General features: G+C 37.7%; 25 protein-coding genes and 3 pseudogenes. 17 read left to right on the top strand and 11 right to left on the bottom strand.

Going from position 1 to position 26,475, the window contains the following annotated elements:
* The first annotated feature begins 161 nt into the window (after window positions 1-161).
* The 3 genes from EGS71_RS12440 to zigA are packed head-to-tail and all read left to right on the top strand — an operon-like array spanning window position 162 to window position 2,557.
* On the top strand, window positions 162-908 hold the full coding sequence (locus EGS71_RS12440) for a D-Ala-D-Ala carboxypeptidase family metallohydrolase (RefSeq protein ID WP_000680180.1): 747 nt from the start codon (window positions 162-164) through the stop codon (window positions 906-908).
* The gene (locus tag EGS71_RS12435; RefSeq protein ID WP_001292492.1) at window positions 901-1,332 is read left to right on the top strand and encodes a Fur family transcriptional regulator; all 432 of its coding nucleotides are present in this window, start codon (window positions 901-903) and stop codon (window positions 1,330-1,332) included. Before EGS71_RS12440 ends, EGS71_RS12435 begins: the two co-directional genes overlap by 8 nt.
* Complete coding sequence (gene zigA / locus EGS71_RS12430) at window positions 1,325-2,557, top strand: zinc metallochaperone GTPase ZigA (RefSeq protein WP_000370506.1); 1,233 nt, start codon at window positions 1,325-1,327, stop codon at window positions 2,555-2,557. Before EGS71_RS12435 ends, zigA begins: the two co-directional genes overlap by 8 nt.
* A 91-nt stretch (window positions 2,558-2,648) precedes the next feature.
* On the opposite strand, the gene EGS71_RS12425 is transcribed toward zigA, so the two are convergent.
* Window positions 2,649-2,975: an ArsR/SmtB family transcription factor gene (locus EGS71_RS12425; protein ID WP_000855862.1), complete on the bottom strand. Its 327-nt coding sequence runs from the start codon at window positions 2,973-2,975 to the stop codon at window positions 2,649-2,651.
* Window positions 2,976-3,086: 111 nt separating this feature from the next.
* On the opposite strand from EGS71_RS12425, the gene EGS71_RS12420 reads away from it, so the two are divergent.
* The 8 genes from EGS71_RS12420 (at window position 3,087) to EGS71_RS12385 (ending at window position 7,984) form a co-directional block, all read left to right on the top strand.
* Window positions 3,087-3,503 (top strand): YeeE/YedE family protein, encoded by a 417-nt coding sequence (locus EGS71_RS12420; RefSeq protein ID WP_002009552.1) that lies wholly within the window; start codon window positions 3,087-3,089, stop codon window positions 3,501-3,503.
* Complete coding sequence (locus EGS71_RS12415; RefSeq protein ID WP_000787781.1) at window positions 3,504-3,920, top strand: DUF6691 family protein; 417 nt, start codon at window positions 3,504-3,506, stop codon at window positions 3,918-3,920.
* A gap of 2 nt (window positions 3,921-3,922) precedes the next feature.
* On the top strand, window positions 3,923-4,795 hold the full coding sequence (locus EGS71_RS12410; RefSeq protein ID WP_000071898.1) for an MBL fold metallo-hydrolase: 873 nt from the start codon (window positions 3,923-3,925) through the stop codon (window positions 4,793-4,795).
* Between the two features lie 67 nt (window positions 4,796-4,862).
* A complete protein-coding gene (locus EGS71_RS12405; protein WP_000269848.1) occupies window positions 4,863-5,648 on the top strand; it encodes a sulfite exporter TauE/SafE family protein in 786 nt (261 codons plus the stop codon).
* 100 nt (window positions 5,649-5,748) lie between these two features.
* Window positions 5,749-6,144 carry a rhodanese-like domain-containing protein gene (locus EGS71_RS12400; RefSeq protein WP_000844633.1) on the top strand — a complete coding sequence of 132 codons (396 nt, stop codon included), beginning with the start codon at window positions 5,749-5,751 and terminating at the stop codon, window positions 6,142-6,144.
* A 51-nt stretch (window positions 6,145-6,195) separates the two neighbouring features.
* Window positions 6,196-6,531, top strand: a complete 336-nt coding sequence (locus EGS71_RS12395) for a carboxymuconolactone decarboxylase family protein (RefSeq protein WP_000875385.1) — start codon at window positions 6,196-6,198, stop codon at window positions 6,529-6,531.
* A 23-nt stretch (window positions 6,532-6,554) separates the two neighbouring features.
* On the top strand, window positions 6,555-7,175 hold the full coding sequence (locus EGS71_RS12390) for a methyltransferase domain-containing protein (protein ID WP_000077925.1): 621 nt from the start codon (window positions 6,555-6,557) through the stop codon (window positions 7,173-7,175).
* 65 nt (window positions 7,176-7,240) lie between these two features.
* Window positions 7,241-7,984, top strand: a complete 744-nt coding sequence (locus tag EGS71_RS12385) for an SDR family NAD(P)-dependent oxidoreductase (RefSeq protein ID WP_000107465.1) — start codon at window positions 7,241-7,243, stop codon at window positions 7,982-7,984.
* 78 nt (window positions 7,985-8,062) lie between these two features.
* Here the strand turns inward: EGS71_RS12385 and EGS71_RS12380 are convergent, their stop codons facing one another.
* The 6 genes from EGS71_RS12380 to EGS71_RS12355 form a co-directional block, all read right to left on the bottom strand.
* A complete protein-coding gene (locus EGS71_RS12380; RefSeq protein ID WP_002009598.1) occupies window positions 8,063-8,371 on the bottom strand; it encodes a NifB/NifX family molybdenum-iron cluster-binding protein in 309 nt (102 codons plus the stop codon).
* A 105-nt stretch (window positions 8,372-8,476) separates the two neighbouring features.
* Window positions 8,477-8,734, bottom strand: a complete 258-nt coding sequence (locus EGS71_RS12375) for a helix-turn-helix domain-containing protein (RefSeq protein WP_000550447.1) — start codon at window positions 8,732-8,734, stop codon at window positions 8,477-8,479.
* 143 nt (window positions 8,735-8,877) lie between these two features.
* Window positions 8,878-9,882 (bottom strand): cytochrome d ubiquinol oxidase subunit II, encoded by a 1,005-nt coding sequence (gene cydB, locus EGS71_RS12370; RefSeq protein ID WP_000566427.1) that lies wholly within the window; start codon window positions 9,880-9,882, stop codon window positions 8,878-8,880.
* On the bottom strand, window positions 9,879-11,312 hold the full coding sequence (locus EGS71_RS12365; protein WP_000172113.1) for a cytochrome ubiquinol oxidase subunit I: 1,434 nt from the start codon (window positions 11,310-11,312) through the stop codon (window positions 9,879-9,881). Before EGS71_RS12365 ends, cydB begins: the two co-directional genes overlap by 4 nt.
* A 152-nt stretch (window positions 11,313-11,464) precedes the next feature.
* A complete protein-coding gene (locus EGS71_RS12360) occupies window positions 11,465-11,932 on the bottom strand; it encodes a DUF2946 domain-containing protein (RefSeq protein WP_002009562.1) in 468 nt (155 codons plus the stop codon).
* 403 nt (window positions 11,933-12,335) lie between these two features.
* Window positions 12,336-13,586 (bottom strand): AAA family ATPase, encoded by a 1,251-nt coding sequence (locus EGS71_RS12355; protein ID WP_001128124.1) that lies wholly within the window; start codon window positions 13,584-13,586, stop codon window positions 12,336-12,338.
* A gap of 51 nt (window positions 13,587-13,637) precedes the next feature.
* Here EGS71_RS12355 and EGS71_RS12350 point away from each other — a divergent pair.
* Window positions 13,638-13,917, top strand: a pseudogene (locus EGS71_RS12350) (helix-turn-helix domain-containing protein); the annotation flags it as partial.
* A gap of 385 nt (window positions 13,918-14,302) precedes the next feature.
* Here the strand turns inward: EGS71_RS12350 and EGS71_RS12345 are convergent.
* A complete protein-coding gene (locus EGS71_RS12345; protein ID WP_000029752.1) occupies window positions 14,303-15,229 on the bottom strand; it encodes a helix-turn-helix transcriptional regulator in 927 nt (308 codons plus the stop codon).
* A 112-nt stretch (window positions 15,230-15,341) separates the two neighbouring features.
* Between EGS71_RS12345 and EGS71_RS12340 the strand changes: the two are divergent.
* The 5 genes and pseudogenes from EGS71_RS12340 to EGS71_RS12320 form a co-directional block, all read left to right on the top strand.
* Window positions 15,342-15,653: pseudogene (locus EGS71_RS12340) on the top strand (IS1 family transposase); the annotation flags it as partial.
* 154 nt (window positions 15,654-15,807) lie between these two features.
* A complete protein-coding gene (locus tag EGS71_RS12335; RefSeq protein WP_001090564.1) occupies window positions 15,808-18,033 on the top strand; it encodes a TonB-dependent receptor in 2,226 nt (741 codons plus the stop codon).
* Between the two features lie 45 nt (window positions 18,034-18,078).
* Window positions 18,079-19,302 (top strand): MFS transporter, encoded by a 1,224-nt coding sequence (locus tag EGS71_RS12330; RefSeq protein WP_000799431.1) that lies wholly within the window; start codon window positions 18,079-18,081, stop codon window positions 19,300-19,302.
* A gap of 51 nt (window positions 19,303-19,353) precedes the next feature.
* A complete protein-coding gene (locus tag EGS71_RS12325) occupies window positions 19,354-20,478 on the top strand; it encodes a siderophore-interacting protein (RefSeq protein ID WP_000929986.1) in 1,125 nt (374 codons plus the stop codon).
* A gap of 18 nt (window positions 20,479-20,496) precedes the next feature.
* Window positions 20,497-21,852 (top strand): MATE family efflux transporter, encoded by a 1,356-nt coding sequence (locus EGS71_RS12320; protein ID WP_001056737.1) that lies wholly within the window; start codon window positions 20,497-20,499, stop codon window positions 21,850-21,852.
* A gap of 43 nt (window positions 21,853-21,895) precedes the next feature.
* Here EGS71_RS12320 and EGS71_RS12315 read toward each other — a convergent pair.
* The 3 genes and pseudogenes from EGS71_RS12315 to EGS71_RS12305 form a co-directional block, all read right to left on the bottom strand.
* Window positions 21,896-22,866 (bottom strand): annotated as a pseudogene (locus EGS71_RS12315) (IS481 family transposase).
* Between the two features lie 214 nt (window positions 22,867-23,080).
* Window positions 23,081-25,198, bottom strand: coding sequence for a peptidase domain-containing ABC transporter (locus EGS71_RS12310; protein WP_001269709.1), 2,118 nt, complete (start codon window positions 25,196-25,198; stop codon window positions 23,081-23,083).
* A 3-nt stretch (window positions 25,199-25,201) separates the two neighbouring features.
* A complete protein-coding gene (locus EGS71_RS12305) occupies window positions 25,202-26,467 on the bottom strand; it encodes an HlyD family secretion protein (protein ID WP_000097730.1) in 1,266 nt (421 codons plus the stop codon).
* Window positions 26,468-26,475: the final 8 nt, after the last annotated feature.

Here is a 26,475-nt window from a genome sequence, read left to right as displayed (position 1 = left end):
TAACCCTCTATAAATTGCAAAAAATTATTAAATAAAATCTCATTCCGCCTACTTAAATTAAGAAGAACAGCTTTTAAATATATTTGTTATGTTATAACATAACAAATACTGAGGCAATCTCAATAAGATTGAGAGCTGTGATATTAGGGTATAAATAAGTAATGAAACATTTTTTAATTTTCGGGGTACTTTTTTGTCTTATCGCATGTAGTCAAAAACCAATACGGCATTTGGTTTCGCAACCCTACTCTTCGGAAGAAGATGACACATTCAAACATAAATCTGTGCAGTCTCGTCCAACACTTCAGAAAATTACACCTGCTTCTTATCAGAACTGGTTATCTCAACCTTTTAATAAAAATCAAGTTCATCGTTATCAATCTTTTTTAAAAAATCAAGACTTGCAGAATGTAGTGCCTGAATTTGAACTATTTCAAACAGCGCGAGATTGGCAAAACTGCCATGCATCTGAATATGAAATTCCACCGCAAGAAATTTGGAACAATATCGTACCGACTTTAAATATTTTGAAGGAATTAATTAATGACAATGTGATTGATGATTTTACAGTCACTTCTGTTTACCGTAACTCTGCCTTAAATCGTTGTGCGAAAGGAGCAGATTCTTCCAGACATGTTTTTAATGCTGCACTCGATTTTAGGATTGGTCCAGAACAGCCAATATCAGAAGAACTTACAACGATTCAGCAAACAAAAACAAATTTGTGTCAATTTTGGGTCAAAAATGGTGATCGCTTGAATATGGGACTAGGAGTCTATGCTTCTGGTCAAATTCATATTGATAGTGCTGGATATCGCACATGGGGACCGGATCATAGAAGTACCTCATCTCCCTGTATCACCCAGCTTTTATCTAATCGAAATGATAAAGGAAATGTAGATGAGTGAATTAAAACTTAGTGCGATACAGCAAAGGGTATTAACAATTTTGCGAAATGAGCAGAAAGCAATAAGTGCTTATGCTTTATTAGAAAAGGTAAAACCTTATGGCTTGCAATCTCCAGTACAAATTTATCGTATTTTAAAAAAACTGTCAGGCTATGGCTTAATACTTAGACTTGATACATTGAATAAATATTTAGCGTATGAATTGAAAAATAAACAAAATTACTTACTCGTCACAATTTGTACAGAGTGTCAGACAGTTCAAATTCTTGATTCACCTCAGTTTACTCAAGTGATTGAACAGTCACTTGTTCATCAGGATTTTAGCCCTAAACATCATTGTTTAGAGCTATTAGGTCAATGTGCTTTATGTTTTTCCAAACGTAACAAGCCTTTTATTAAGATAAGTGAGAAAGCCAATGGATAATTCTTTAGCCACTCCAGCCAAATTACCTGTAACTGTGCTGTCGGGATTCCTCGGTGCAGGTAAGACGACGTTACTCAATCATATTTTAAATAACCGCGAAGGTCGTCGTATCGCGGTCATTGTTAATGATATGTCGGAGGTAAATATTGATGCTGCTTTAGTACGAGATGGTGGCGCAGAACTTTCCCGTACTGATGAAAAACTGGTAGAAATGAGTAATGGTTGTATCTGCTGTACTTTGCGGGAAGATTTACTGGTAGAAGTTCGTCGCCTTGCTCAAGAGTATCGTTTTGATCAATTAGTCATTGAGTCAACGGGAATTTCTGAGCCATTGCCCGTAGCCGAAACTTTTACTTTTGAAGATGAAAATGGTGTGTCACTGAATGAGTTTGCACGACTTGATACCATGGTGACTGTTGTAGATGCCTTTAATTTTTTAAAAGATTACAGCTCGTATGATAGTTTGCAACAACGCGGAGAGTCGTTGGGTGAACAAGATGAGCGTACTGTGGTTGACCTGTTGATTGATCAAATTGAGTTTTGTGATGTCATCATCTTAAATAAAGTAGATCTGATCAATGAGGATGATAAACAACGTTTATTTGCAATTCTAAATAAACTTAATCCACGAGCAAAAATTGAAATTTCTGAATTTGGTAAAGTCAATTTAGATAAAGTTTTAAATACAGGGCTTTTTGATTTTAATGAAGCCTCTCAAGCCCCAGGATGGCTGAAGGAATTGCGTGGGGAACATACACCTGAAACCGAAGAGTACGGAATTAAAAGTTTTGTGTATCGCGCAAGACGTCCATTTCATCCACAACGCTTTTATGATTTCATCAATTCCGAATGGAAAGGTGTGGTTCGTTCGAAAGGCTATTTTTGGTTGGCTTCAAACCCAGAGTTTGCTGCTTCTTGGTCACAAGCGGGTGCAATGGCTAGACATGGTGTTGCCGGCTATTGGTGGGCAACGGTTCCTGACGAGCATTGGCCAGAGGATCAGCAAAGCCGTGATGAAATCATCAGAAATTGGGATGAGCGTACTGGGGATGCACGACAGGAAATTGTAATGATTGGAATGGATATGGATGAACAGAGTTTAATCCAACAGTTTGACCAATGTTTACTGACGGATGAGGAAATGGCAGGAGGACCTGAGCAGTGGAAACTTATGGTTAATCCATTTCCTGAGTGGGAGAACTTAGAGCAATCTTCAGATAATTGATTTGAAAAAAAGTAACAGACTTTTTTGCTTGAAAAGTTAGCAGAAGAGTCTGTTATTCCAAATGTGAAATATTTTTAGGGAGTTAACATTTCTAGTCCGAGTCTATGTCATTCATACAATATAAGCCGTATAGGGTCTGCATGATTTGTAATATTCTCATATCACTAAATTGATAAAAGATTTGTTTGCCTTCGCGGCGTGTCGATACCATTTTACTTTTTCTGAGTATCGTTAGTTGTTGGGACAATGTTGGTTGGTATACCTGAGCGGTTTTTTCAATTTGTTGAACATTCAGCTCACCATCAATTAAGACACATAAAATTTTAAGACGATCAGGATTCGATAAGACTTTTAGACAATCAGTGACAAGGTCGACTTTTGAAAGATCTATTTTCATTTTTAATTCATTGGTTTTCATAAGCGTATCCTAAAAATCATCTTATTATTATACAAAAAAATAAAGTAATACTTGTATATTATTTAATTATATAATATTAATAAGTATATTGTTTGGCGTGATTTGAATTGTATGTATGACTATTTGATTTCCTTTATGGGTGGATTATTGCTAGGTGCAGCTGTAGTTGGCTACCTATATGTACATGGTCGTATTGCCGGAATTAGTGGATTAGTTGCACAAATTCTAAACCCTCAAATGATATTTAAGACACCTGCTATTTGGTTTATGTCAGGTTTGATCATTATACCTTTCATTTATGGGCGATTTGTTCAGCCAGAAATTGAATTGAATGCCAGTCCGTTGATGATGATCATTGCTGGGCTATTGGTGGGTTTTGGGACACGCCTAGGTTCAGGCTGTACCAGTGGTCATGGCATTTGTGGAATCAGCCGCTTATCTAAACGTTCTATTCTAGCCACCATGAGTTTTATGTTCGCTGGATTTGTTACGGTTTATATGATTCGCCATGTCACAGGAGCTTTCTAAATGAAGAATTTTCTTGCTTTCATTTTCGGCGGTTTATTTTCTATAGGTTTGATGCTTTCAGGGATGTCCAATCCAGAAAAAGTTCTAAACTTCTTAGATTTGTTTGGTGATTGGGATGCAAGCCTAGCTTTTGTAATGATTGGGGCGATTATGATTGCAATTATTCCTTTTCAAAAGGTGGTACGCAGTCAGGCACCTAAAACCGTATTTAATGAACCAATTGAGTTACCTAGCAATCATAAAATTGATTTTAAATTGATCTCGGGCAGCCTTTTATTTGGTATTGGTTGGGGGATTGCTGGGATATGTCCTGCACCCAGTTTTACCTTGATTGGTCTTGGGCATTATCAGGTTCTGTATTTTATTGTCTCAATGTTTGCAGGCATCTTGCTTCATCGTAAGTGGACAGGAGCTTAATCATGTCAAATTCACCTGTTGTAAAAGATTTTTTTCATGAAGATACCCATACTTTTAGTTATGTGGTGAGTGATCCTTCAACGAAAGCATGTGCAATTATTGACAGTGTGCTGGATTATGATGCTGCATCTGCCAGTACATCGACCATACATGCCGATAAGATTATTGCTTATGTCAAAGAGCAAGGCTTAACAGTTGAGTGGATTTTGGAAACCCATGTCCATGCCGATCATTTAACTGCGGCGCAGTATCTCAAAGCTACACTTGGCGGAAAGATTGCCATGAGCCATAAAATAGCGATGGTTCAGAAGACTTTCGCAGCGATCTATCATCTGGATATCAAGCAATGGAATACTCAGCAGATGTTTGACCACTTGTTTGAGGATTATGAGAAATTCCAGATTGGTTCCATTGAGGCATATAACATTCCTACACCTGGACATACGCCTGCCTGCTTGAGTTATGTTATCGGTGATGCTGTGTTTGTTGGTGATACCTTGTTTATGCCAGATTATGGAACAGCGCGTTGCGATTTTCCAAAAGGAAGTGCATCAACCCTTTTCGATTCCATACAAAGTTTGTATCAATTACCTGAAAAAACACGAGTATTTCTCTGCCATGATTATTTGCCAGAAAAACGTGATACTTACATGTGTAAAACGGATATTCAGACGCAAAAAAAACACAACATTCATGTTCACGAAGGCACAACCAAAGCTGAATTTGTTGAAATGCGTAATAAGCGTGATGCGCTTTTAAGCATGCCAGAACTGATTTTACCTTCGATACAGATCAACATGAAAGCAGGACAGTTTCCTGAGCCAGAAGATAATGGTGTTTCTTATCTAAAACTTCCACTTAATTACTTCAAGTAGGCAAATTTTAAGATTAAACAAATTTTATCTTTTGTTTAGTTGTTCTGGTAAAGAGGGGATAGTGGCTATGTGGACGCTAATACTTGAAGGCTTGGCCATCGGTTGTTTACTCGGTTTAACTGGTGCAGGTGGTGGGATTTTGGCAGTACCTGCACTGATGGCAAGTCAAGGGTGGACAGTCGCACAAGCTGCTCCAGTAGGTTTGCTTGCAGTGACCTTATCAGCGCTGGTTGGAACATTTGAAGGTTTGTCCAAGCACATCGTACGGTATCGTGCTGCACTATGGATTGCACTGATCAGCATTCCTTCAGCACGTTATGGTGTATATCTGGGAGGGGTTATTTCTCCGACATGGCTTACGTTAGCATTTAGTTTAGTCATGCTATTTGTTGCCTATCGGATTTTCTTTAAAAAAGTGAATGATCATCATACAGGTGCGCTGTGTAAAGTAAATCAGATGACAGGGCGTTTGATTTGGAACGTAAAGACGGCTTTGGCCCTTGGTGGTATAGGTATAGTCGCAGGTTTATTAACTGGTTTGCTTGGAGTTGGGGGTGGGTTCGTGATTGTACCCGCACTCAGTAAATTTACAGACTTGGATATGCGTAGCATTGTAGCTACCTCACTCATGATTATTTTTCTGATTGGTGGCGTTAGTATTTCTGCTCATATTTTAGATGGTTTTCAATACCCTGTCTCAGTTACGCTGACTTTCGTTTTAGCTTGCGTGTTAGGGATGTTGATTGGTCGAAGTTTGATGCCTTTAGTTAAGAATAGTCAAATCCAAAAGGTTTTTGCTGTGACAGTCATAGGCGTAGCGTTTTATTTAATTTTTACAGTTACTATGGCTTAGTTCAAGCAATAGGCTGAAGATAAATTTTAAAACAGCATTTTAAAGATATGAAGACGTAATCAGAGACTAGATTTTTATAGATCGGAAGAGGTAAAGAGTAATGAAAACAGCAGATCAATTAATTTCAATGGCAAAAAGCCGAATTCAGGAAGTGACTGTCACAGACTTACTTGAAGCCATGAAAAACCATAAAACAATTCTCATTGATGTCCGCGAACCCGAAGAATTTCAAGCAGCTTTTATTGATCGTGCTGTGAACTATCCACGTGGTGTTTTAGAAATGCGTATACATCAGCATCCGTTTGCCAGTCACCATTGCGATACTGTTCAGGCACTTGAGCATTTGAAAGATCAGCCTATTTATTTGATTTGTGGAACGGGCGGGCGATCAGCTCTAGCTACAGATACTTTGCAGAATATGGGTTTTACTCAGGTTAAATCTGTTCAAGGAGGTTTTCAAGCATGGGTAGAACATGGTTATCCAGTAGAGAAATAAATTGTTGTTTAAAGTCTAGTTCAAATTCACCGATATTTAAGTGAGAGAGTTATGAAATACAAAGAATTAACCCAAAACATTTCAGGAAACTTGAAGACATTAGTGCAGGATTCTCCTGATTTAATGAAGAGTTTTAATCAATTGTCACAAGTTGCAATGCGTGAAGGTGTTGTTGATCCTAAAACTAAGGAAATGATTGCTTTAGCAATTGGTGTTGCAGCACGATGTGATGGATGTATAGGCTTTCATGTCAGAACCCTAGTCAAAATGGGGATAACATTACAAGAATTGGAAGAAGTGCTTGGCGTTGCAGTTTATATGGGAGGTGGGCCTTCATTGATGTATGCAGCGAATGCATTGGAAGCATTTAAAGAATTCACAGCCTAATTTTTCGATCATTGGAAAGCGATATGAGTCAGCATTGGGATAGTCTTTATTCGCAAACACAGGATCTATATGGCATTTCGCCCAATCATTTTATTCAACAGATAGCAGATCAAATTCCAATTGTGGGAAAAACCCTTGCTATCGCAGAGGGTGAAGGGCGGAATATCCTTTATTTAGCGGATAAAGCAAGACGGCAAAATGATTCATTTTCGGCAGAAATATGGGATTACTCAAAAGTTGCCTTGCAACATTTGTCTGCAAAAGCTCAAGATGCTGGATTTGATTTTACACTTAGAAATATTGATCTCAGTGATGTCGAGTGGCCAAGAGAACGTTATCAAAATGTGATGTGTGCGTATGGGCATTTTGATGAAAATACACAATTTAAGGTACTCACTGGGATTCGCCAATCATTGACAGACAATGGTTGGTTTATTGGAGAGCTTTATTCTAAAGAGCAAATCCATTATCGAACTGGTGGCCCCAAAGATACCAACTATTTATACGACCCAATGCTGATTCTGTCGGTATTTAAAAATGATCATCTCCATCATTTTTATGTCGGAGAGCAGGAGCGCTATGAAGGTAAATTACATAACGGAAAATGTCATGTAATTCAATTTGCAATCCAAGTGCAGAAATAGGACGTAAGACGATTCAAGCACGAGCATGGCTCATATGCTCATTTCATAAAGAAGAGAGGTCTAAGATGTCAACACGCTTTAATAATAAAGTGGCTTTAGTTACAGGTGCAGGTTCGGGTATTGGGCGAAGCACGGCGTTGCTTCTTGCTAAGCAAGGGGCAAAAGTTGTTGTTTCAGATATCAATCTTGATGCGGCTGAGAAAGTTGTAGCTGAAATTATGGCTGCGGGCGGTCATGCTGTTGCGAATAAAACGGATACATCTCGTCCAGAGGAAATGAAACAAGCAGTTGACTTTGCTGTGGAAAGCTTTGGAGCTTTGCATTTAGCATTTAATAATGCGGGTATCTTAGGTGAAGTTAATCCGATTGCTGAGTTAAGTATAGAGGGTTGGCGTCGAGTGATAGATATTAATTTGAACGCTGTTTTTTATGGGCTACATTATCAGATTCCAGCAATGCTTAAATCTGGTGGTGGTGCGATTGTTAATACCGCATCTATCTTAGGTTTAGTTGGGACTAAAAATATTTCAGGATATGTTGCAGCGAAGCATGGTGTGACTGGTCTGACAAAGACTGCATCATTGGAGTATGCTGATCAAGGTATACGCATAAATTCTGTTCACCCAGGTTATATCCAAACCCCATTAATTGGAGAATTTGAGGAATCAGAATTAGTGAAACTTCATCCAGTTGGTCGATTGGGTAAACCAGAAGAAGTTGCTCAAGTAGTGGCTTTTCTATTATCTGATGAAGCTTCATTTGTGACCGGCAGTCAATATACAGTTGATGGTTCTTATACTTCACAATAATAAATGAAATAAGAAAACCCTGCAGATGCAGGGTTTTCTTATTTTGTTCATGATAAATTAGAGCTTCTATCAAGACTTTTATTTGGTTGAAATTAAACTGCAGATAAATTGTTCTGGTTCAATTTCTGCTGTTACCATGACATGAACACCAATATTTCTGAGTTTTTCTCGTAATCGATCGCCCATTCCCGTAGTTACGAATATATCCATAGGCAGCAGTTTTTCGAGTACTTCACCAGACTGGGAAAAGGATTGCTCCTTTTCAACTTCGATAAGTTGTTTGTCAGTCACTTCTCCATCTTTTAATTCATATTTCCAAAATTTCCGACATTTTCCCGCATGGGGAGTAATATGACGCCGGTTTTGTGATGTAATAACAATTACCATAAATATTTCTCCAAACCGATACGACCACTTTTTATGGTCATGTATCGGTTCATAATGATTTATAAGTTACTAATAAAAGCTATTCACAAATCTAGCTAATTGTTTTCAAGCAAGATTTTCCAATACAAACTGAGGTGACTTTATAAACAATTTTATTAAAGCTTGCGCCGAACTTGAAGGATGCCGAACACCTCTTTCCCAACTTTCTAGCGTTCTTGGGGATATGCCAAGTTTAGATGCTAACTGTTGTTGAGAGATATTCATTTTTTTACGTGCCATAATGATTTCCTGAGCTAATGTTAAATTAACGATATAAGGGAAATCATGATTGAAATTCACATGGTGCTGTTGAAGTAGATGCATAAATATCCTCTTCTTTCTAAGGACCTAATAAGCAAGTTGAAGTAAGAATCTAAAACTCATGGCAATCACCAATAAACTTAAGAAACCGACTAGCCATAACAAGATAAACCATTGGAATTTAGATAATTTCATTAGAAATTCCTTTAATGATAACCTTCATCCCCAACACGAACTTTATCTCTGAATACCCAGTATGATAGGGCGGTATAGACAAGTATGATTGGAATTAAGATCAGTGCGCCAATCAGTGCAAATAGCTGGCTATTGGCAGGTGCGGCAGCATCCCAAATGGTAATTGAGGGCGGGATAATGTAAGGAAAAATACTGATACAGAATCCTGTGTAAGCCAGAAATACGAGTCCTAAGGTATATAAAAAGGGCATAGCTTGGTTTTGCTGAATACATGAGCGTACCGCTAAAACGGTACAAACTAGAACAAGCAAAGGGACTGGGCTAAAATAAATCAATTGAGTGGGATTGAACCAGCGCTCAGCAATTTGTGGATGTGCGATAGGCGTATAGATGCTGACAGCAATGAAAATAACCAATAAGCCAATCAAAAGCTTGGGCATTAATTTATACATATGCTTTTGTAGTAGGTCATCAGTCTTCATGATGAGCCAACCACATCCCAATGCTGCATAAACGACTACAACACCCAAACCTGTAAATAATGAAAAGGGTGTTAACCAATCAAAGCCACCACCAGCGTAGCGATTATCAACAATATCAATACCCTGAATATAAGCTCCTAAGATCACCCCTTGTAAGAAACTGGCAACAATAGAGCCCCAAATGAATGCATTATCCCAAATGTACTTTGTTCGATTGGCTTTGAAACGAAACTCAAAAGCTACGCCTCTAAAAATCAAAGCTATTACCATCAATATGATAGGTAAATATAAGGCTGACAGAACCGCTGAATAGACAATAGGGAAAGCCGCAAAAAGACCAGCGCCACCTAGAACCATCCATGTTTCATTACCATCCCAAACGGGAGCAACGGTGTTCATCATCACATCACGCTCTTGCTGATTTTTAATAAAGGGGAATAAAATCCCGATACCTAAATCAAAGCCATCAAGTAGCACGTAAATAAAAACACCAACTGCAATAATGACAATCCAGATTAAAGATAAATCAATCATAAAGATGCTCCTTGATCCTGATCATCAATTTTTTCATCAATAGCACTCAGGGGGCGCATTGGTGTTTTAAAATGGCCAACGCCTCCGATTTCTTCTGGTGGGTTATGTAAAAACTCAGGTCCTTTATGCATGAGTTTGAGCATGTAATAAATGCCCACACCAAAGACAATAAAATACACGATCACAAAAATAATGAGGGTTAATCCCACCTGTTCTGCTGAGACTGGAGAAAGCGCATCTTTTGTCCTCATAACGCCATAGATAATCCATGGCTGACGTCCTACTTCTGTGGTGAACCAACCTGCGAGTAACGCGATGAAGCCTGAAGGACCCATTAGGATTGCAAAGCGATGAAACCACTTACTCTCATAGAGGTTGCCTGTTTTTCTGAGCCATAGGGCCGTGACTGCAAGGAAGAGCATAAGCATGCCTAGCCCAACCATAATACGGAAACTCCAAAATACGATTGTTGAATTTGGACGATCTTCAGGTGCAAAATCTTTTAATCCTTTCACCGTCCCATTCATGGAATGGGTCAAAATTAGGCTTCCTAAATGTGGAATTGCAATCGCATATTTCGTGCGTTCTTCTTGCATATCAGGAATACCAAATAAATATAAGGGCATCCCATGATCATGGTTCGTTTCCCAATGGCCTTCCATAGCAGCAAGTTTAGCTGGTTGATGTTTTAGGGTATTTAAACCATGGGCATCACCAATAAAAACTTGGAGGGGGGCTAAAATAAGGATTAACCAAAGCGCCATTGAAAATGATGTTTTGACTAATGCATCTCTACGGCCTTTGAGCAAGTGCCACGCAGCAGTAGCAGCAACAAGAAGAGCAGCTACTAAAAAGGCTGCAAGTGCCATATGGAATAAGCGATAGATAAAGGATGGGTTAAAAACAATAGCAAACCAATCTTGAGGTACAACAACCCCATTTTCAATCGTGAAGCCTTGTGGTGTCTGCATCCAACTGTTTGAAGACAAAATCCAGAACATTGAAATACATGTACCGATGGCGACCATCAGTGTGGCAAAAAAGTGTGCTTTTTTACCGACACGCCCCCATCCAAAAAGCATAATGCCTAAAAATCCTGCTTCTAAGAAGAAAGCACTTAGAACTTCGTAGCTCAGTAACGGGCCTGTAACGCCTCCTGCAAATCGAGAAAATTCACTCCAGTTTGTACCAAACTGATAACTCATCACGACACCAGAAACGACACCCATACCGAATGATAATGCAAATATTTTCACCCAGAATTTGAATAAATCATGATAAATAGAGTCGTTTGTTCTAAGCCATCGCCATTCTAAAACTGCAAGAAAGCTTGCAAGCCCAATAGAAATCGCAGGGAAAATAATATGAAATGACACCGTGAATGCAAACTGAATACGTGCTAACTCAAGTGCCGTAAAACCTAAGGTCATAGCAACTCTCCACATCCAAAGCATGCTCTAGATTGCATATGCTCTGATATGAGTGTGCCTACACAGATACGTGCATTTTTTAAAAGTAATAACATAGCGATTAGTCTCTTCAACTAATTAAATTTCAAAACAATAAGGAATTGCCAATAAATTTAGACAGCAAAAGAGACAGGAGGTGCTCGACCTTGAGGGATCAGAAATAATTGCTTTAAAAGAAAGAAGATATGAAAGAAAGCTTCTTTAAAAGCTAATAACCGAACTTGAATTATCACGACTACTTCTTTAACACCCATGTCTGGTAGTGGAACGACATGTGCGTAAACAACACAGTACTGACATTGATGATTTGCATCGTGATGATGGCTAGATGAAGTTTTTTGTTCAAGATGTGCATGATTAAGCTTTTCAGTATCATGATTAACAAAATCCAACTCTTGATGAGAGTGATTATGCGTAAAATGATCTGAGCTATGCTCATGGTGAGAAGTATCTAATTGAAGTGCATGGACAATAGTTTCACAGACAGGAGAAATTTGATATTTCTCTGGAAGTAAAGGCTGTATAAAAACAGCAATCTGTAACAAGATTGCTGAGAATGCGAGCAATCTTCCTAAAACCATGATCACTTAGATTGTCTCAATTATCCAAGTAAGATGGTTAGATTGTAGCAGATTTACTATTTATTAAAAGTATAAGCGATATTAATTTAATAGTTTTGATTTAATCCAGCGTAATAATTTTTAGGATAAAGTAAAAATAAAAATAATTGATTTCAATCTGAATTAATTCAGATTGAAATCGTGCATGATTAATTTTGCTTTTAAAAAATAATGATTAAAATTTATAAAGTAAAGTAGGCGAGAATATTTTCCCTACATTGTAGTGAAATTTATTAACTTACCTATTAAGGAAGATGAGGTTTTGTGTGCACGTCAATAAATTCACCAATCTTTACTTAATTTAAAAGTCTTTTAGAGGCACAAGACGATTTTATCGGATATTTAAAATAGCGTCCAGTAATTATCAAGTCTTTAATAAAACTTTCTCTATCTCTAAAATCAAATTTTTTTCTAAAAGTGATTTATGTAAATCTTTTTCTGTGAGCAATTGAGAATGAATAAAGCGTAAATCATCTTGGGACAATGTATCCCATTGATTAGGCTTTAAGTATTCTGATTTTTGGGGTATTAATTTAACAATATCACTTGATGAATAGCTATCAGCAGATAATAAGTTAAAAATAATTGGAATAATCTGTTGGCGTGAAGCTGTCGGCTGCTCTTGATATGCAGTCTTGATACATTCGATCAGGTGTTGGGGCTTATATTCATCTTTGAACATAGTATAAATACGACGCTCATCCTCAGTAACCAATTGTCTAAAAAAATCTTCTGATGATTTATCAACAGGTATACTTTTGATTTTTTGTTGAAGATCAAAAATTTTACGATCCATATCAGGGATAACTAAATCAGAATAGCGTGAAATTTTCTCAATATTTCCTGATCGTAAAGCATCTAGCATGGGGTGTACAGGTTTCAATTCTTCATTATAAATTTGTTGCAGCAGCTTAGATGTAATTCGTTCCTTATTTGTTGCAATAGCTCTTAATTGGGCAAGAACAAATAACTTCACTACAATATCAATAATGCCTTGGCTCAAGTCATACCAAATATGTCGAATATTATCTGATAGGAACTCATCTCTTTGGTTAAGTAATTGCTGTTTCCAAAGCTTATCTGTAAAAGCTATCCATTCAGGGTTAAGCTGATTATCAATGTATTCTTGTAATGGCTCCCAGAATATAGCGCCAAAACCAGCTCCTCTACGTGCTGAGCGAAAGTCAGCCTCAAAAAATTCTCTGGCTTTAGGTGTACCAATTAACATGATAGGTACACCAATAGTATTTACCATTGTGACAAAGAAATTTAACATCTCTTGAGGACCACCAGATTTTGAGCGACTCAAATGCTGGATCTCATCAATGACCAATAGCCCTAATGCATGAGCATTCGCTAGTTGTGACATTTTAGTGAGTAATGCCTGAATGTTGTAGCGTTTTAGCCCATATTGCTTCTCATATTGAGTATCAAGGACTTGATCTAATGCTCGGAAGAAATTTAAGCAAATTTCTTTTAAGGAACCATTATGCGAACAATCAATTTTTAGGTAAACGACTTGCTCAATATTTAGATCAGGGTGATAAATAACTTGAGGATAGGCTGAAAGAGTTCTAATGTTAGCGGCAGTGTAAAAATGACCCCCTAATGGCATTTAAAAACTGACCCCCTTGGTTAATATAGCGGTCATTTTGGACTGCTCAACATGTTAACTTTGGAGCAAGCAGTGACAATCCAAATACTTCATCAACAAGGTAAATCTATTAAAGCCATTAGTCGTGAACTAGGGGTGTCCAGAAATACCGTACGTAAACACCACACCTCAGTATCAGCGTATACAGCCTAGAATAAGTATCCTTGACCCATATAAACCCTATTTACTCCAACGGGTAAACGCAGCTCATCCTGAATGGATTCCTGCTGTTGTGCTCTACCAGGAAATTTTAGGGTTGGGATATCCAGGAAAGATCAGGATCTTGAGGGAGGATTACCACCAAAAGCATTTATTTTTTTAGTAATTTACTTTATTTTTTGGGTTTTAGATACTATTGTTTTTAGGGGCGATTACCGATTTTTCTGCCACTTTGGGTATGCTTAGTCAGTTGGAATATGTATCACAGTATAAGTTTAGGGTATGACTTTGTGGAAGAAATTCCCCTTTTTCTGATCAATTTTATTATTCCTATTGTTATCATCTATTTAGCCTTTAAAAATTAGTAAAGCGAAAAACGATAGAATCATGGATTGTATTTTCAAGTAAAAATTAAATGAAAGACATTTAAAAAATATCTAATGTGTATTTAATCGGGTAAAAACCTAAGCGCTATAAAGTGTATACATAAAAGTACTCGGCTAAATATGGAAACATAATTAGCAACTATAACCAAAATGCTGTTCAAAAATTTGCTTAAAATATTGTACGCTACTGTAACCAACCTGATTAGCTACATTTTCAACTGAAACACCATCTTTCAATAATATTTGAGCATGTTTCATGCGAGTTTCCAGTAAATAATGACCAATTGTTTTTCCTGTATATTCTTTAAATAGGCGTTTTAAATCACATTCGTTTATACCGACACGCTTAGCTAAAGTTCGAATTGTGATTTTTTGTTCAAATTCTGACTCTAAAATCATAATACTCTTATGAATAGGGGCAGGAATTTGATTTGACTTGCTATGTTGATCCAATAACAGACTCATCAGCTCTAAAGCTGCCCCTTCTAAATGCAATAAATCAATAGATGACTGTGCAGGAGGAAGATTTAATAAATAATGTGCCTGATGAAGTACATTTTTATTCGGAATATTGATGGTTTTAAGTGCAGGATTGGGATCCGCTAAGAAAAATTTTGCCAAATCATGATGCTGAAAACTAGTTTGCATAATTTCTAGAAAAGTTTCATTAAAATCTAATGTAATTAAAGCCATTTTTTTGTGTTCTTGAAGATAGATAGTCTGTAAACCTAGGCTTCCTTTTCTTAGGATAATCATAGGTGAGCGAATCTGGTATTCATGATTACTACGGTGATTCTTAATATGATGTGTCCCTGACAATAACATGGTGATTCCAAAAGCATTGCTTGGCGACTCAGCACTCATCTTTAATGGCCGATCAACCCAATATTTACCTTTACCTACACAGAGTTTTCCAAAATCATAGATTTCACTATAACCATCCCCATCTGAAGAATTAAATTGATTGAGATGGTGATTGGGTAGGGGCGAGTGCATATTTACAAATAGATTACCTACCTGCTTCAGCACAGCCTTGTGTGAATCAATATAAATAGACATCGTGAGAGTCCATATTAAAAATTAATGAGAATCATTTTTATTTTAATCATTAGTCAAGTCAATAGCATGCTGTTGCTATGAATGCCCAGTTTTTATCAATGAGTAAATCGTTAAGCTATTTGCTTGTGTTTGGGGTAAAAGAGACTTAGCTACAGTTCAACGATTGAAGACAAAGCTTAAACAATTAGGTATTCACTACACCCGAATTGCAAGTGATCATTGGGACAGTTTCATAACTGCTTTTAAAAACTGCAAGCAAAGTATTGGAAAATTTTTTACTGTAGGTATTGAAGGTAATAATTGCAAGATAAGGCATCACATTAGGCGCGGTTTTAGAAGGAGTTGTAATTTTTCAAAAAAGATTGAAAACCATTTTAAAGCTTTCAACTTAACCTTTTTTTACATCAATAATGGCTTCATTTAATGTCAGCATACTTTTTGAAACACCACCAAATTTATTATATAAATCAAATATATTCCTGATTTTATTAATTAATTTCGGATTATTTTATCATCTGAGAATGATTCTTGATAACATTCTTGCACTTTATATAGATCCTTTCTCTCCAAGGTGCACAATGAATACAGCATATCAATTAAAAAGATCAGTTTTATTTTTAAGTTTAGCTTTGTTGTCTTCACAGTATGTATTGGCTGGGGATGGTTTCAATACAATAAATCCTCAAAATACGAACGCTTCGAATCAAGAAGAAAATCAGTTAGCTGTAGCTCGTACATCGAAAGCCCCTGAAGAACAATCGCCAAACATATTGCCGACCATTGTGGTATCAGCCAATCAAGACGAAACTTTATCAGCAGCACAAATTAGTAAAACTAGTCAGGTTGGAATACTGGGTAATAAAGATGATATGGATATTCCATTCAGTATCACCAGTTATACCTCAAAGTATATTGAAGACCAACAAGCGACTTCAGTGGCAGATGCCTTAAGAAGTGAGCCTTCTGTTCGTAGTGTTTTCTCTAGAGGTGGTATTGGTGAGTATTTTAATATTCGTGGTTTATATACACAAAGTCATGAATTAGCATGGAATGGTCTATTTGGTTTATTACCTCATAACCGTGTTCCTACCGAATTTTTAGAGCGTGTGGATGTATTTAAAGGCACCAGTGCTTTATTAAATGGTATGTCAATTGGTGGGGCAGTCGGCGGTGTGATTAACGTTGTTCCAAAACGTGCAACCTCTGAAGACATCACGCGGTTGACCACTAGCTATAAATCAGATTCGACTTTTGGTGCGCATATCGATGTTGGGCGTCGGTTTGGTCAACATGATCAGTTTGGTGTTCGTGTTAATGCGCTTAAGTCTTTAGGTGATACAGCACTAGATGGGCAAGAAGAAAACCGTTATTTGGGTTCGGCGGCATTCGATTATAAGGGTGAAAAATTCCGTGCCAGCTTAGACTTATATGACATCAATGAAAAACTCGATGGTGGACAACCGCTGATGGTGTCATTTGCAACATCAGTTGTACCTAAAGCGCCAGATTCAAAATTAAATCATCAACCTGGGTCGTATTCGCATACCAAAACACGTGGTGCGATTGCACATGTTGAATATGATTTTGCGCCTGAATGGACAGCCTTTGCCTCTGCGGGGACGAAACGCCAAAATGGTGTGGGTGTGATTGCCAATAATGCTTTAGGCAATGCAGCACAACCCAATGGCGACTATATGGCTGTATCGCGTATGAATGCCAACAACACCAATGTTGATGCAGGGGAATTAGGGGTCCGAGGTAAGTTTAATACAGGGGCAATCAAACATAATGTCGTGATTAGTGCCAATTCACTTGATCAAGATACGCATATGGGCTTGGTGATGGGGACACCTTGGGCATCAAATATCTACCGACCAACACGACCCGCACTGATTGCTTCACCTCCAACGTATACGCCTAAAACACTAGACACTACGCTGACCAGCTTTGCCTTTGCCGATACGCTGTCTATATTAGATGACAAGTATCAGTTGACCTTAGGGGTGCGGCATCAAAATGTAAAATCGCAAAGTTATAGTATTTTAACAGGCCTGCCAAGTAGCCCATACTATGATGAAAGTGCTGTAACGCCAATGGTCGGCTTCGTGGTTAAACCTTGGGACAACACATTATCACTGTATGCAAACTACATTGAAGGTTTATCGCAAGGGGGCACCATTACTGATCCAAGCAATCCATTAGTCGCTGAAAAAACCTTTAAACCGTATAAATCGAAACAATATGAAGTCGGCACAAAATGGGATATGGGTAAATTTAAAAATACCCTCAGTATCTACCAAATTACTAAAAATGATTTAGCGCAAGATGCCAATCGCAATTATAGCGAAAGTGAACAACGTAACCGCGGTATTGAATGGACCACTGCGGGTGAAATTGTTAAAGACATACGTCTATTGGGTGGTGTGTCCTATCTCGAAGCTGAATGGAAAAAAACAGCTGGTGGTTTAATGGATGGCAATGATGTCAAAGGCATTCCACATTGGCAATCCAATCTTGGGCTGGAATGGGATGTTCAACCTGTTGAAGGTTTAACTTTAACTGCCAATACCACCTATACAGGTAGCTTATATGCCAATGATACCAATACGCAAAAAATTCCAGATTGGTTTGTGCTCGATTTAGGCGGACGTTATGCCACCAATATCGCCAAGCATAACGTGGTGTTCCGTGGTGGTGTCGACAATGTATTTGATAAAAAACATTGGGCAGGGGTTTGGAATGGCTATGTGGGTGTAGGTGGTGATCCACGTAGTTATAAATTATCAATGCAAATTGATTTTTAATCTGAAATCTACACAACAGCAAAAAGGGTATGGGTATATCGCAATATGAAGAACACATCGAAGCCATGGGTTTTATTGATCAGCACTTACACTACGCAATACATTGGTGTGGCATTTATTATGTCAGCTGCTTTTGCCATTTTAAGACAAAGTGGTATTGCATTAGATCAATTGGCTATGCTGAATTTAATTGCGATTCCGATGCTCGGTAAAATTTTGTATGCACCATTTGTTGATAGCTTTAGATTATTTTTTCAAGGGCAATATCGAAGCTGGCTTATTTTTGCTCAATTCTGCATGATGATTTTACTCGTGATTTGTGGCTGGCTCGATATTCAACGTCAATTTTCCATCGTGTTGATTTTGTTCATTGTCTATACTTTGTTTATGAGCATACAAGATGTCGCAATTGATGGTTTGGCCAGTAAGATTTTTCAGGCGTCTGAACGTCAGTTTGCCAATAGCATTCAATATGCCAGCAATTTATTGGGCAATATTATTGGCGGTGGTTTGCTGTTAATCCTTTATCCGTGGTTGCAATGGAAAGGGGCTTTGACAGTGCTTGCCGTATTGACCGCCATTACGTGTATTCAGTTGCTGTTTTACCGTGAGCCAGAAGATATCTATGCTAATCCACATCGTACGATCACTGCTCAATTTAAAAGTTTAGGCCAACAGCTCAAAGTTTTTATTTATAAATACCGACGCTGGTTTTTATTGTTGTTTATTTATCCTATCGGCTTTACGGCTGTTTTTGGCATTTTAAATCCGATGCTGGTAGATGCGAAATGGTCATTGGTGGACATTGGTTTTGCCATCAAAATCTTTGGCTCAATCGTGGGTGTTTTTTCTGCTTTTTTAGCAACGCTATTGATCAATCGATTACAGCGTAATAAGGCATTGATTACTCTCACGATTATACAAGGTTTAACCTTGTTGCTATTTATTCCACTGACGCTTGGCTATACCTCAAAACCTTTAGTTTATTTGGCGATATTTGGTTATTTCATTGCCAACCCCGGAGTGATGGCTACGTTATCTACCATGATTATGGATCGTGCTTCCAGTATGCCAGCAAAGGCGACATTCTTTAGTTTACAACTCAGCTTAGTAGTCTTTATGGGCTTCGCCTATTCAGCATTGGGTCTCGCATTGGCACAACGTATCGGTTATACGGCTGTGGTGATGTTGACCTTTTTCTGTGCTTTAGCTGTTGCAATATTGGCATGGAAAATATTGCCTGCTGATGCAGAACATTTAGCACATTAATGCTCAAGATTTATCCCATTTTATATTTTTATTTAGGATTTAGGCGGCATCATGGCACATTTCACCACAATTAAAGATCAAGATCGTAAACTTGATATTATGGATCATGTGAATCAGGATCATCGTAAAGAACTGCTGATTATTGCGCAGACCTATGGCAAAAATAATGACATACATGATGCTGTCATTGCTGACATTTATGAAGAAGGTATTTTGCTCAATACACAAGTTCCATCTTCATCGATTAAACAAGATTTGTTTATTCACTTTGAGTTAAAAGGTGATTTAGAAGAGCAAATTCTCTATTTAGCGTATAACTCATTTGCCAAACAAAAAATTGAATTTAGCAACAATGCCAAACAGTTTTTTGAAGTGGTGGCGAAGTCGCAAGTCACTCCAAATATCACTCGTCTCACCATTAAAAGCCAAATACCTTTACCAAATTATTATGCTGGTTATGCCTATGGCTTTATTTTAAAAGTCGTAGAAAAAGTACCTGTGGTACAGCAGAGTACTTCGAATAAAAGTGACACCTTAAAGAATCTGTTCGATCGTGGTTTCTTATGGCTGATGAAGCATTTATCTGCGCCTAAACGCCAAAAATTGATGGAAAGCATGAATAAAGATGTGCGTCTTTATACCTTAAGAAAAGCGTTTGCGCATGGCTCAAATGGGGAAGATTTACATTTCGGCTATGTCGATGTGTTTACCCATGGGGCTAGTCCAGGAAGCCAGTGGGTACAACAACTCAATACAGGATCCTTAATTTCCAGCCGTACCGAAACCGATGATAAGCACGAGCATTTGCATGAGGGGCAAGCGGTACTGATTGCGGATGAAACCGCTTTTCCAGCATTGGCAGGTATCTTAGATTTTTGGAAAAACCCAATTCCACCGATTGTGATTTTACTCAGTGCTGATGCTGTAGATTTCGCTTATTTTGATGATTTTAGCTTTCCTGAAAATACCAACCTTCAAAAAATTACTGGAGCTGTGCATGAGCAGGGCAGTCAAACTGTTGAGCTGTTAAAAACATTCGATCAACTCGATCAGGTATGGGGTGCTTTAGAAAATAACGCAGCAAAACAGATTCGACATTATTTCCGTAATGAACGCAAACTGACGGGAAAAAATAACCATATTAAAGGCTATTGGCGTTTAAGCAAGGCACATTAAAGGCAAGATGGAAAATATATGAATATGCTCAAAGATATTAGCTTGCCGATATTAAAGCTGGCGTTGCCCTTAATTTTAATTCAGATTTGTCAGGCATCCTTGGGTGTGATCAATACCATAGTAGCGGGGCGTTACCATTATATTGATTTAGCTGGTATTGGACTGGGCAGCAATATGTGGACGCCTGTTTTTATATTATTTACAGGTATTCTGTATGTATTGGTTCCAAAAATTTCAGCCGTGCAACAAGCTCACAAAGCTGAGATCGCGACGCTCATACAACAAGGTAAAAAAATAGCATTTTTATTGTCAATTTTTGGCTTTGCATTGATTCAGCTGTTGGCACTTTTATGTCCTTGGTTCATTGAAACCCCACAAGTGGCAAGTATTGCCAAACAGTATTTGCATTTTGTGGCTTTTGGTGTGCCTGGACTAGTGTATATGACTTTATTTAGATTTATCAGTGAAGGTCATAGTTTGCTGAAACCGATTATGTTGACATATCTCATCTTGTTAATTTGTGATGCTTCGCTTTGTGTGGCATTGGTCAATGGCCTTGGTTTTATTTCTGGAATGGGGGGTGCAGGAACAGGACTTGCTACTGCGATCAGTGCCTATATTGCCTGCTTTTGTATGTATCAATTGGTGGCAAAAGCTGTTCCAGAACTTAAAACAAACAAGGCAAAGGTCAATATTCAACAAAGCTTGCAATTGTTAAAGCAAGGTCTACCGATAGGTATCACTTTAGTTCTACAAATTCTAGCTTTGGCAACATTAGCATTTTTTGCGTCACAACTTGGAGCAAAGGCCATTGCTGCACATCAGATTGTGATTAATATTGCGATGTTAATCATCATGACTCCGATTGCCATCAGTAGTGCAACCACTATTCGCGTGGCGTATTTTTCTGCAACGTATGATCATCAATCTAAGCTTGCCACTAGCGCTGCTGTAGCAGTGATTACCTTGATTTATGGTGTTGTGATTGCAGGACTATTAGTTGCATTTGCAGAGCCATTGACAGGCTTATTTAGTAAAGATGCTGAAGTATTAAACATTGCCGCTGGCTTAATGTCTTTTGTAGCAGTTTTCCTGATTTTTGATGCAATCCAAGCAGTGGCATCTGGTGTGCTTCGTGGTTTGCAGCAGTTTATGCAACCACTCTTTGTGATTCTGTTTTGTTATTGGCTGGTGATTATTCCATTGAGTTATTTAATGGGGGTTCGTGGATGGTTTCAGGAACGTGCCAATGTAGACGCAATCTGGCTGGTGCTGACATGTGGAATCAGTTTGGCAGCAATATTATTAGTGATTCAAAGTTATCGCTATTTAAAGAAGGGTGAATTACCAGTTAGTGAGACCATTTCAACCTGATTCAGTTGTTAAAACAAAAAAGATTGGTCGTTAGCTGTGTGATTCATAGAGATCGTTTCAATTTAGCGATCTCTAAATCCATCTTGTAATTGGCGTGTTGAATCCGTTCATTTGATGGGTTGTATTGCTTCTGGACCTCATCAGAGAAAGGGGTTTCTTCACATAATTCAAAGTACCTTTCCATCGGTGTTTTACCTTTCAAAGCTGAATGTGGTCTCATCCAGTTATAGTAATGCTGCCATTCGGCTAGCTTGTCTTGGATATCTTCAGAATTAATATCGACAGTAGCGTAGAACTCAGATTTATCAGTCTTTTGAGAACGCTCTACCTTGCCATTCAAATGAGGTGAACCTGGTTTATTTGGCCTAAATTTGATTCCATGCTGCATCAATTTTTTCTGTACTTTTTCAGCAAAGAATTCTCGCCCTCGATCGGTCTGATTCGCTGTATGGGAAAAGGCATTTCTTCAATTACGCAGTCTAAAAAGTCGAGAGTATTCGCTGCTGTTCGGCGTTTATATATCCTTAAAACGCGATATCGTGTGCAGTCATCGATAGATGTGTATTGATATATTCCAGGACCCAATTTACAGGTATCCATTTGAATTCTATCGCCTGGTAATGGGCGTTCATAACGAATGAAATCTACTTTACGACGGAATTTTTTAATCGGTTTGACTTGATGGGTGGATAGTACTTTATGGATAGTCGCTAAGGACAACGAGACTCCGTGTAGCCTCATCAATTCTGTTTGCAAACGTCGAGCACCAAGATTTCTAGCCGAGCGCATTTCTAATATTAAAGCTTCTAGCTCAGCATTGATTTTAGTATTTGGTGATTTTAAGGGACGTTTACTCTGACTACTTAATCCATCAATACCTTGTTCAGAATATCGTTTCCACCACTTGCGTAACGTTGGTCTAGAAATGCCACATCTCCGACAAACTAGGCCAGCATCATTGGTCTCTTCAAATAATTTAACCCATACGAGTCTTTGTTGAATTTCTCTGTTCATAGACACCCATTATATTGAAATGATGTCTATGAATCACACACGTTAGCACTATAGCAGATGTGAAAGCATCTGCTTTTTTAATCTGAATGAGACTTTGTCACATAAACATTCAAAGGTTGAATTTCTTCCAGACCACCAAACTTAAAAAGTAACTTGGGTATGGGGCAACAACATGGTGTTGTACTTCAAATGCTAATCTAAGTTATTAAAAAGACTAAAGCATTTGATCACTCACAATTTGACCATTATTTAAAGCAATAATACGATCCACAGATGAAATCGTCTCTGGACGATGAGCAATAATGATTCGGGTGATATTGAGTGACTTAATCATATTGTTGATCTCTTTTTCTTTTATAATATCCAAATGACTCGTTGCCTCATCCAAAAATAAGATCTTAGGTTTTCTATACAATGCTCTTGCCAATAATATTCTTTGCTTCTGTCCTCCAGACAGAATATTGCCCATATCGCCTACTAGTGTTTGATAACCCATCGGCATCGCCATTATTTCATCGTGTACAGATGCCATTTTTGCACATTGTTCAGCCCATTCTTGCTGCACACCATCATCAAAAAAACTAATATTTTCTAGGATGGAACCTGCAAACAACACATCATCTTGGGCAACATAGGCGATAAAATTTCTGAGTTTATTAGAACCAATATTTTTTATACTTTGCCCGCCAATTTTGATTTCACCATGCTCTGGTGTTAAATTACCTAAAAGCAAATTCATTAGTGTAGTTTTACCACAACCAGTAGGACCTACAATTGCTACAGATTGTCCTTCTAGAATATTAAAGTTAATGCCATGAATGATCCAAGATTCATCTTCTGAATACCTGAATCTGAGAGATTTAACATCAATTCCTGTTTTTTGTTGTTCTGATAATTCTGGAACGAATGAATAGCTATCGGTTTTTTCTTGATCAGTAATAACGATGTCCGCTAAACGTTCACCATGTAGACTAAGCATTTTGACTTCAACATACTTATCAATCAAAGAACTCACTCGTCCACCAAACTGATTTTTATAGGCAAGAAAGGCCATTAATATACCAACGGTAAACTCACCTTCAATGACTAGAGTTGCGCCCAACCATACAATGATAATATTCTGCAATCCAAACAGTAATGTATTGACAAACCCAAACATGAGGTTAAGTTTTTGTGTCGTCAATCCCGCATTAATTTGGTCTACAAATAAGCTTAACCACGTTGCTTGTCGATAGTCCTGTTTTTCAAACTGTTTGATAGTTTTTATGCCACGCATGGTTTCCATAAAATGAGTATTTTGTTTTGCAGCATGGACAATTTGATCTTCTGTCGCTCGTCTTAAAGGGTAATACCAAATCCAACGAATGACTACATATAACAGCATGGTGATCACAGCGATCCATGCCAATTTTGCACTATATACGAACATCAAAATTAATGTGAAAATTGTCATTAGGCCATCTAAAATGGCTGTAATAAATGACGTTGTCAGCGTTTTTTGAATTGCATCAATCGAGCCAAATCTAGAAATAATATCGCCAAGATGCCGTTTCTGAAAAAAATTAGTTGGTAAGTTAACCAGATGATGAAAAATATTGGCTTTCCATTGTACATTCAATGTAGTTGCCATATGCATGACCACCCATGCTTGCAACAAGCTAATTAGGCTACTCAATATCATTAACAGGCCAAAACCGATTGCTAAGGTCGTGAGCAAATTTAGATCAGCTGAAACAATTGCATGGTCAATTACCCACTGCATAAAGAATGGGCTTACTAGGGAAAAGACTTCTAGGACTAAAGCAAGAATAAGAATTTGCCCTAAAGATTTCCATAAGCCTCTAATTTCACCAAATAATTTAAAAATACGAATACTTGTTTTATCTGTTTTTTCTTCAAAATTAGAATCAGGCCATAACTCTAAAGCGATGCCTGTAAAATGTGATGAAGCCTGATCATAGCTGAATGCTCTTTCCCCAAATGCTGGATCAACAATCGTTATTTTTGTTGCTGATACATTTTTAAGAACAACAAAGTGATTTAAATCCCAATGTAAAATACATGGTAATCTTAATTTATTTAATTCATCAAGTTCGAGTTTTAGGGGACGAGTGGTAAGATGCAACTTGTTGGCTATTTTAACCAAGGTTGTAAGCGTTGCTCCCTTTTGAGATATTGGGTGCTTCTGTCTCAGAGTTAAAAGATCTGACTCATAACCATAATAGCCAGCAATCATTGCGAGGCAAGCTAGACCACATTCTGAGGATTCTATTTGTAATATTACAGGAACTTTTCGACCAAGACCTAAAGATAAACGATCAAGATAACGCATGGACTATAGTTTTCCTGTAATACTAAATAATGGTTCTAAAACCCACTCATACAATTTACGCTTTTCATGCATGATATCGCCTTCAAGAGTCATTCCCACCTGTAAAGGCATATCCTTGCCATAAGCCTTCACCAGCTGTTTATCGAGTTTTGCTCTGACCAAATACACAGGTTCATTATTCAGCTGTTCTTGTGGTGAAATAATTCCGATTGTTTGTAAATCCTGACTTGCTAATGCAGTTTTTGCTACAGATAAAACCTGTGCTTTTGCATGGCCAAATTTTTGATAGGGGTATGCTTGATAACGTAGTAAAACTTGATCCCCCTCTTTAACAAAACCAATGGCACGACTAGGTACATAAAGCTGTGCAATCAATGGTGTATTTTCGGGAAGAACCGTCAATAAAGGCTTAGATAAATCAACAAACTGTCCAACTTCGGCATTAATCGTACCTATAACGCCTGATAAGTTCGCCTGTATGGCAATATGCTGTCTAGATTGCATTTCGATTAATTCTTGTGTATTACTCGATAACAACCGCTCCAACTGCTCAATTTGGTTATTTTGTCTATTTTCTAATCCTGACAAGCTAATTTGCTGTTCCGTTAGCTGTTTTTCTAATGATACTTTTTCACGTTGTAATGACTCATATTGAGCCAACTGATCCAGATAATCTATTTTTTTTGCTTCAAACTCTTCATGAGAAATTGCATTTTCATGAAGTATATTGCCATACCGCAGTTGATTTTTTTTAGCTAGATTGATACGTTCCTGCTGATTAGTGATTAAATTTTCAACCTTAACCAAAGTCCCTTTTAGCAAACCAATCTGGTTATTGATTGTTCGTTTCTCATCTTGATGAATAAAGCGCATTCGAGTGATTTCATTTCGTATGGATTGCTCTTTTAATTGAGTTTGCTTAGCTAAAGCATTGGCAATACTACCTTGTTCACCATAACTTGCTGTTGAAATTGTAAAAAGAATATCGCCTTTTTTAACACTTTGTCCTTCGTATACATTCTTTTTAAGAATCGTACCTGATTGCGTTGTATAAACTTGTATCAGTCCTGATTGTGGAATGAGTTGCCCTTGGACTGTGCTACGTTTAGTATAGCTCCCGCATACTGCAAAAGCGATAATCACTAAAGCAATACATAAAGCACAAATTGTTAAAAAGGTAAAACTAAACGGGCGGGATAGAATGATAGTTCCCGTCCATTTAGCCTGTTTGGCATCTAGGGCTTCTTTTCGAAATAAATTAGAGCTCATTTATAACT

Origin of the sequence: Acinetobacter sp. FDAARGOS_559 (assembly GCF_003940475.1) — a bacterium.
GTDB lineage: Bacteria > Pseudomonadota > Gammaproteobacteria > Pseudomonadales > Moraxellaceae > Acinetobacter > Acinetobacter baumannii.
The sequence above is the reverse complement of the archived record's forward strand: the minus strand, read 5'-3'. Positions and strand labels throughout refer to the sequence as shown.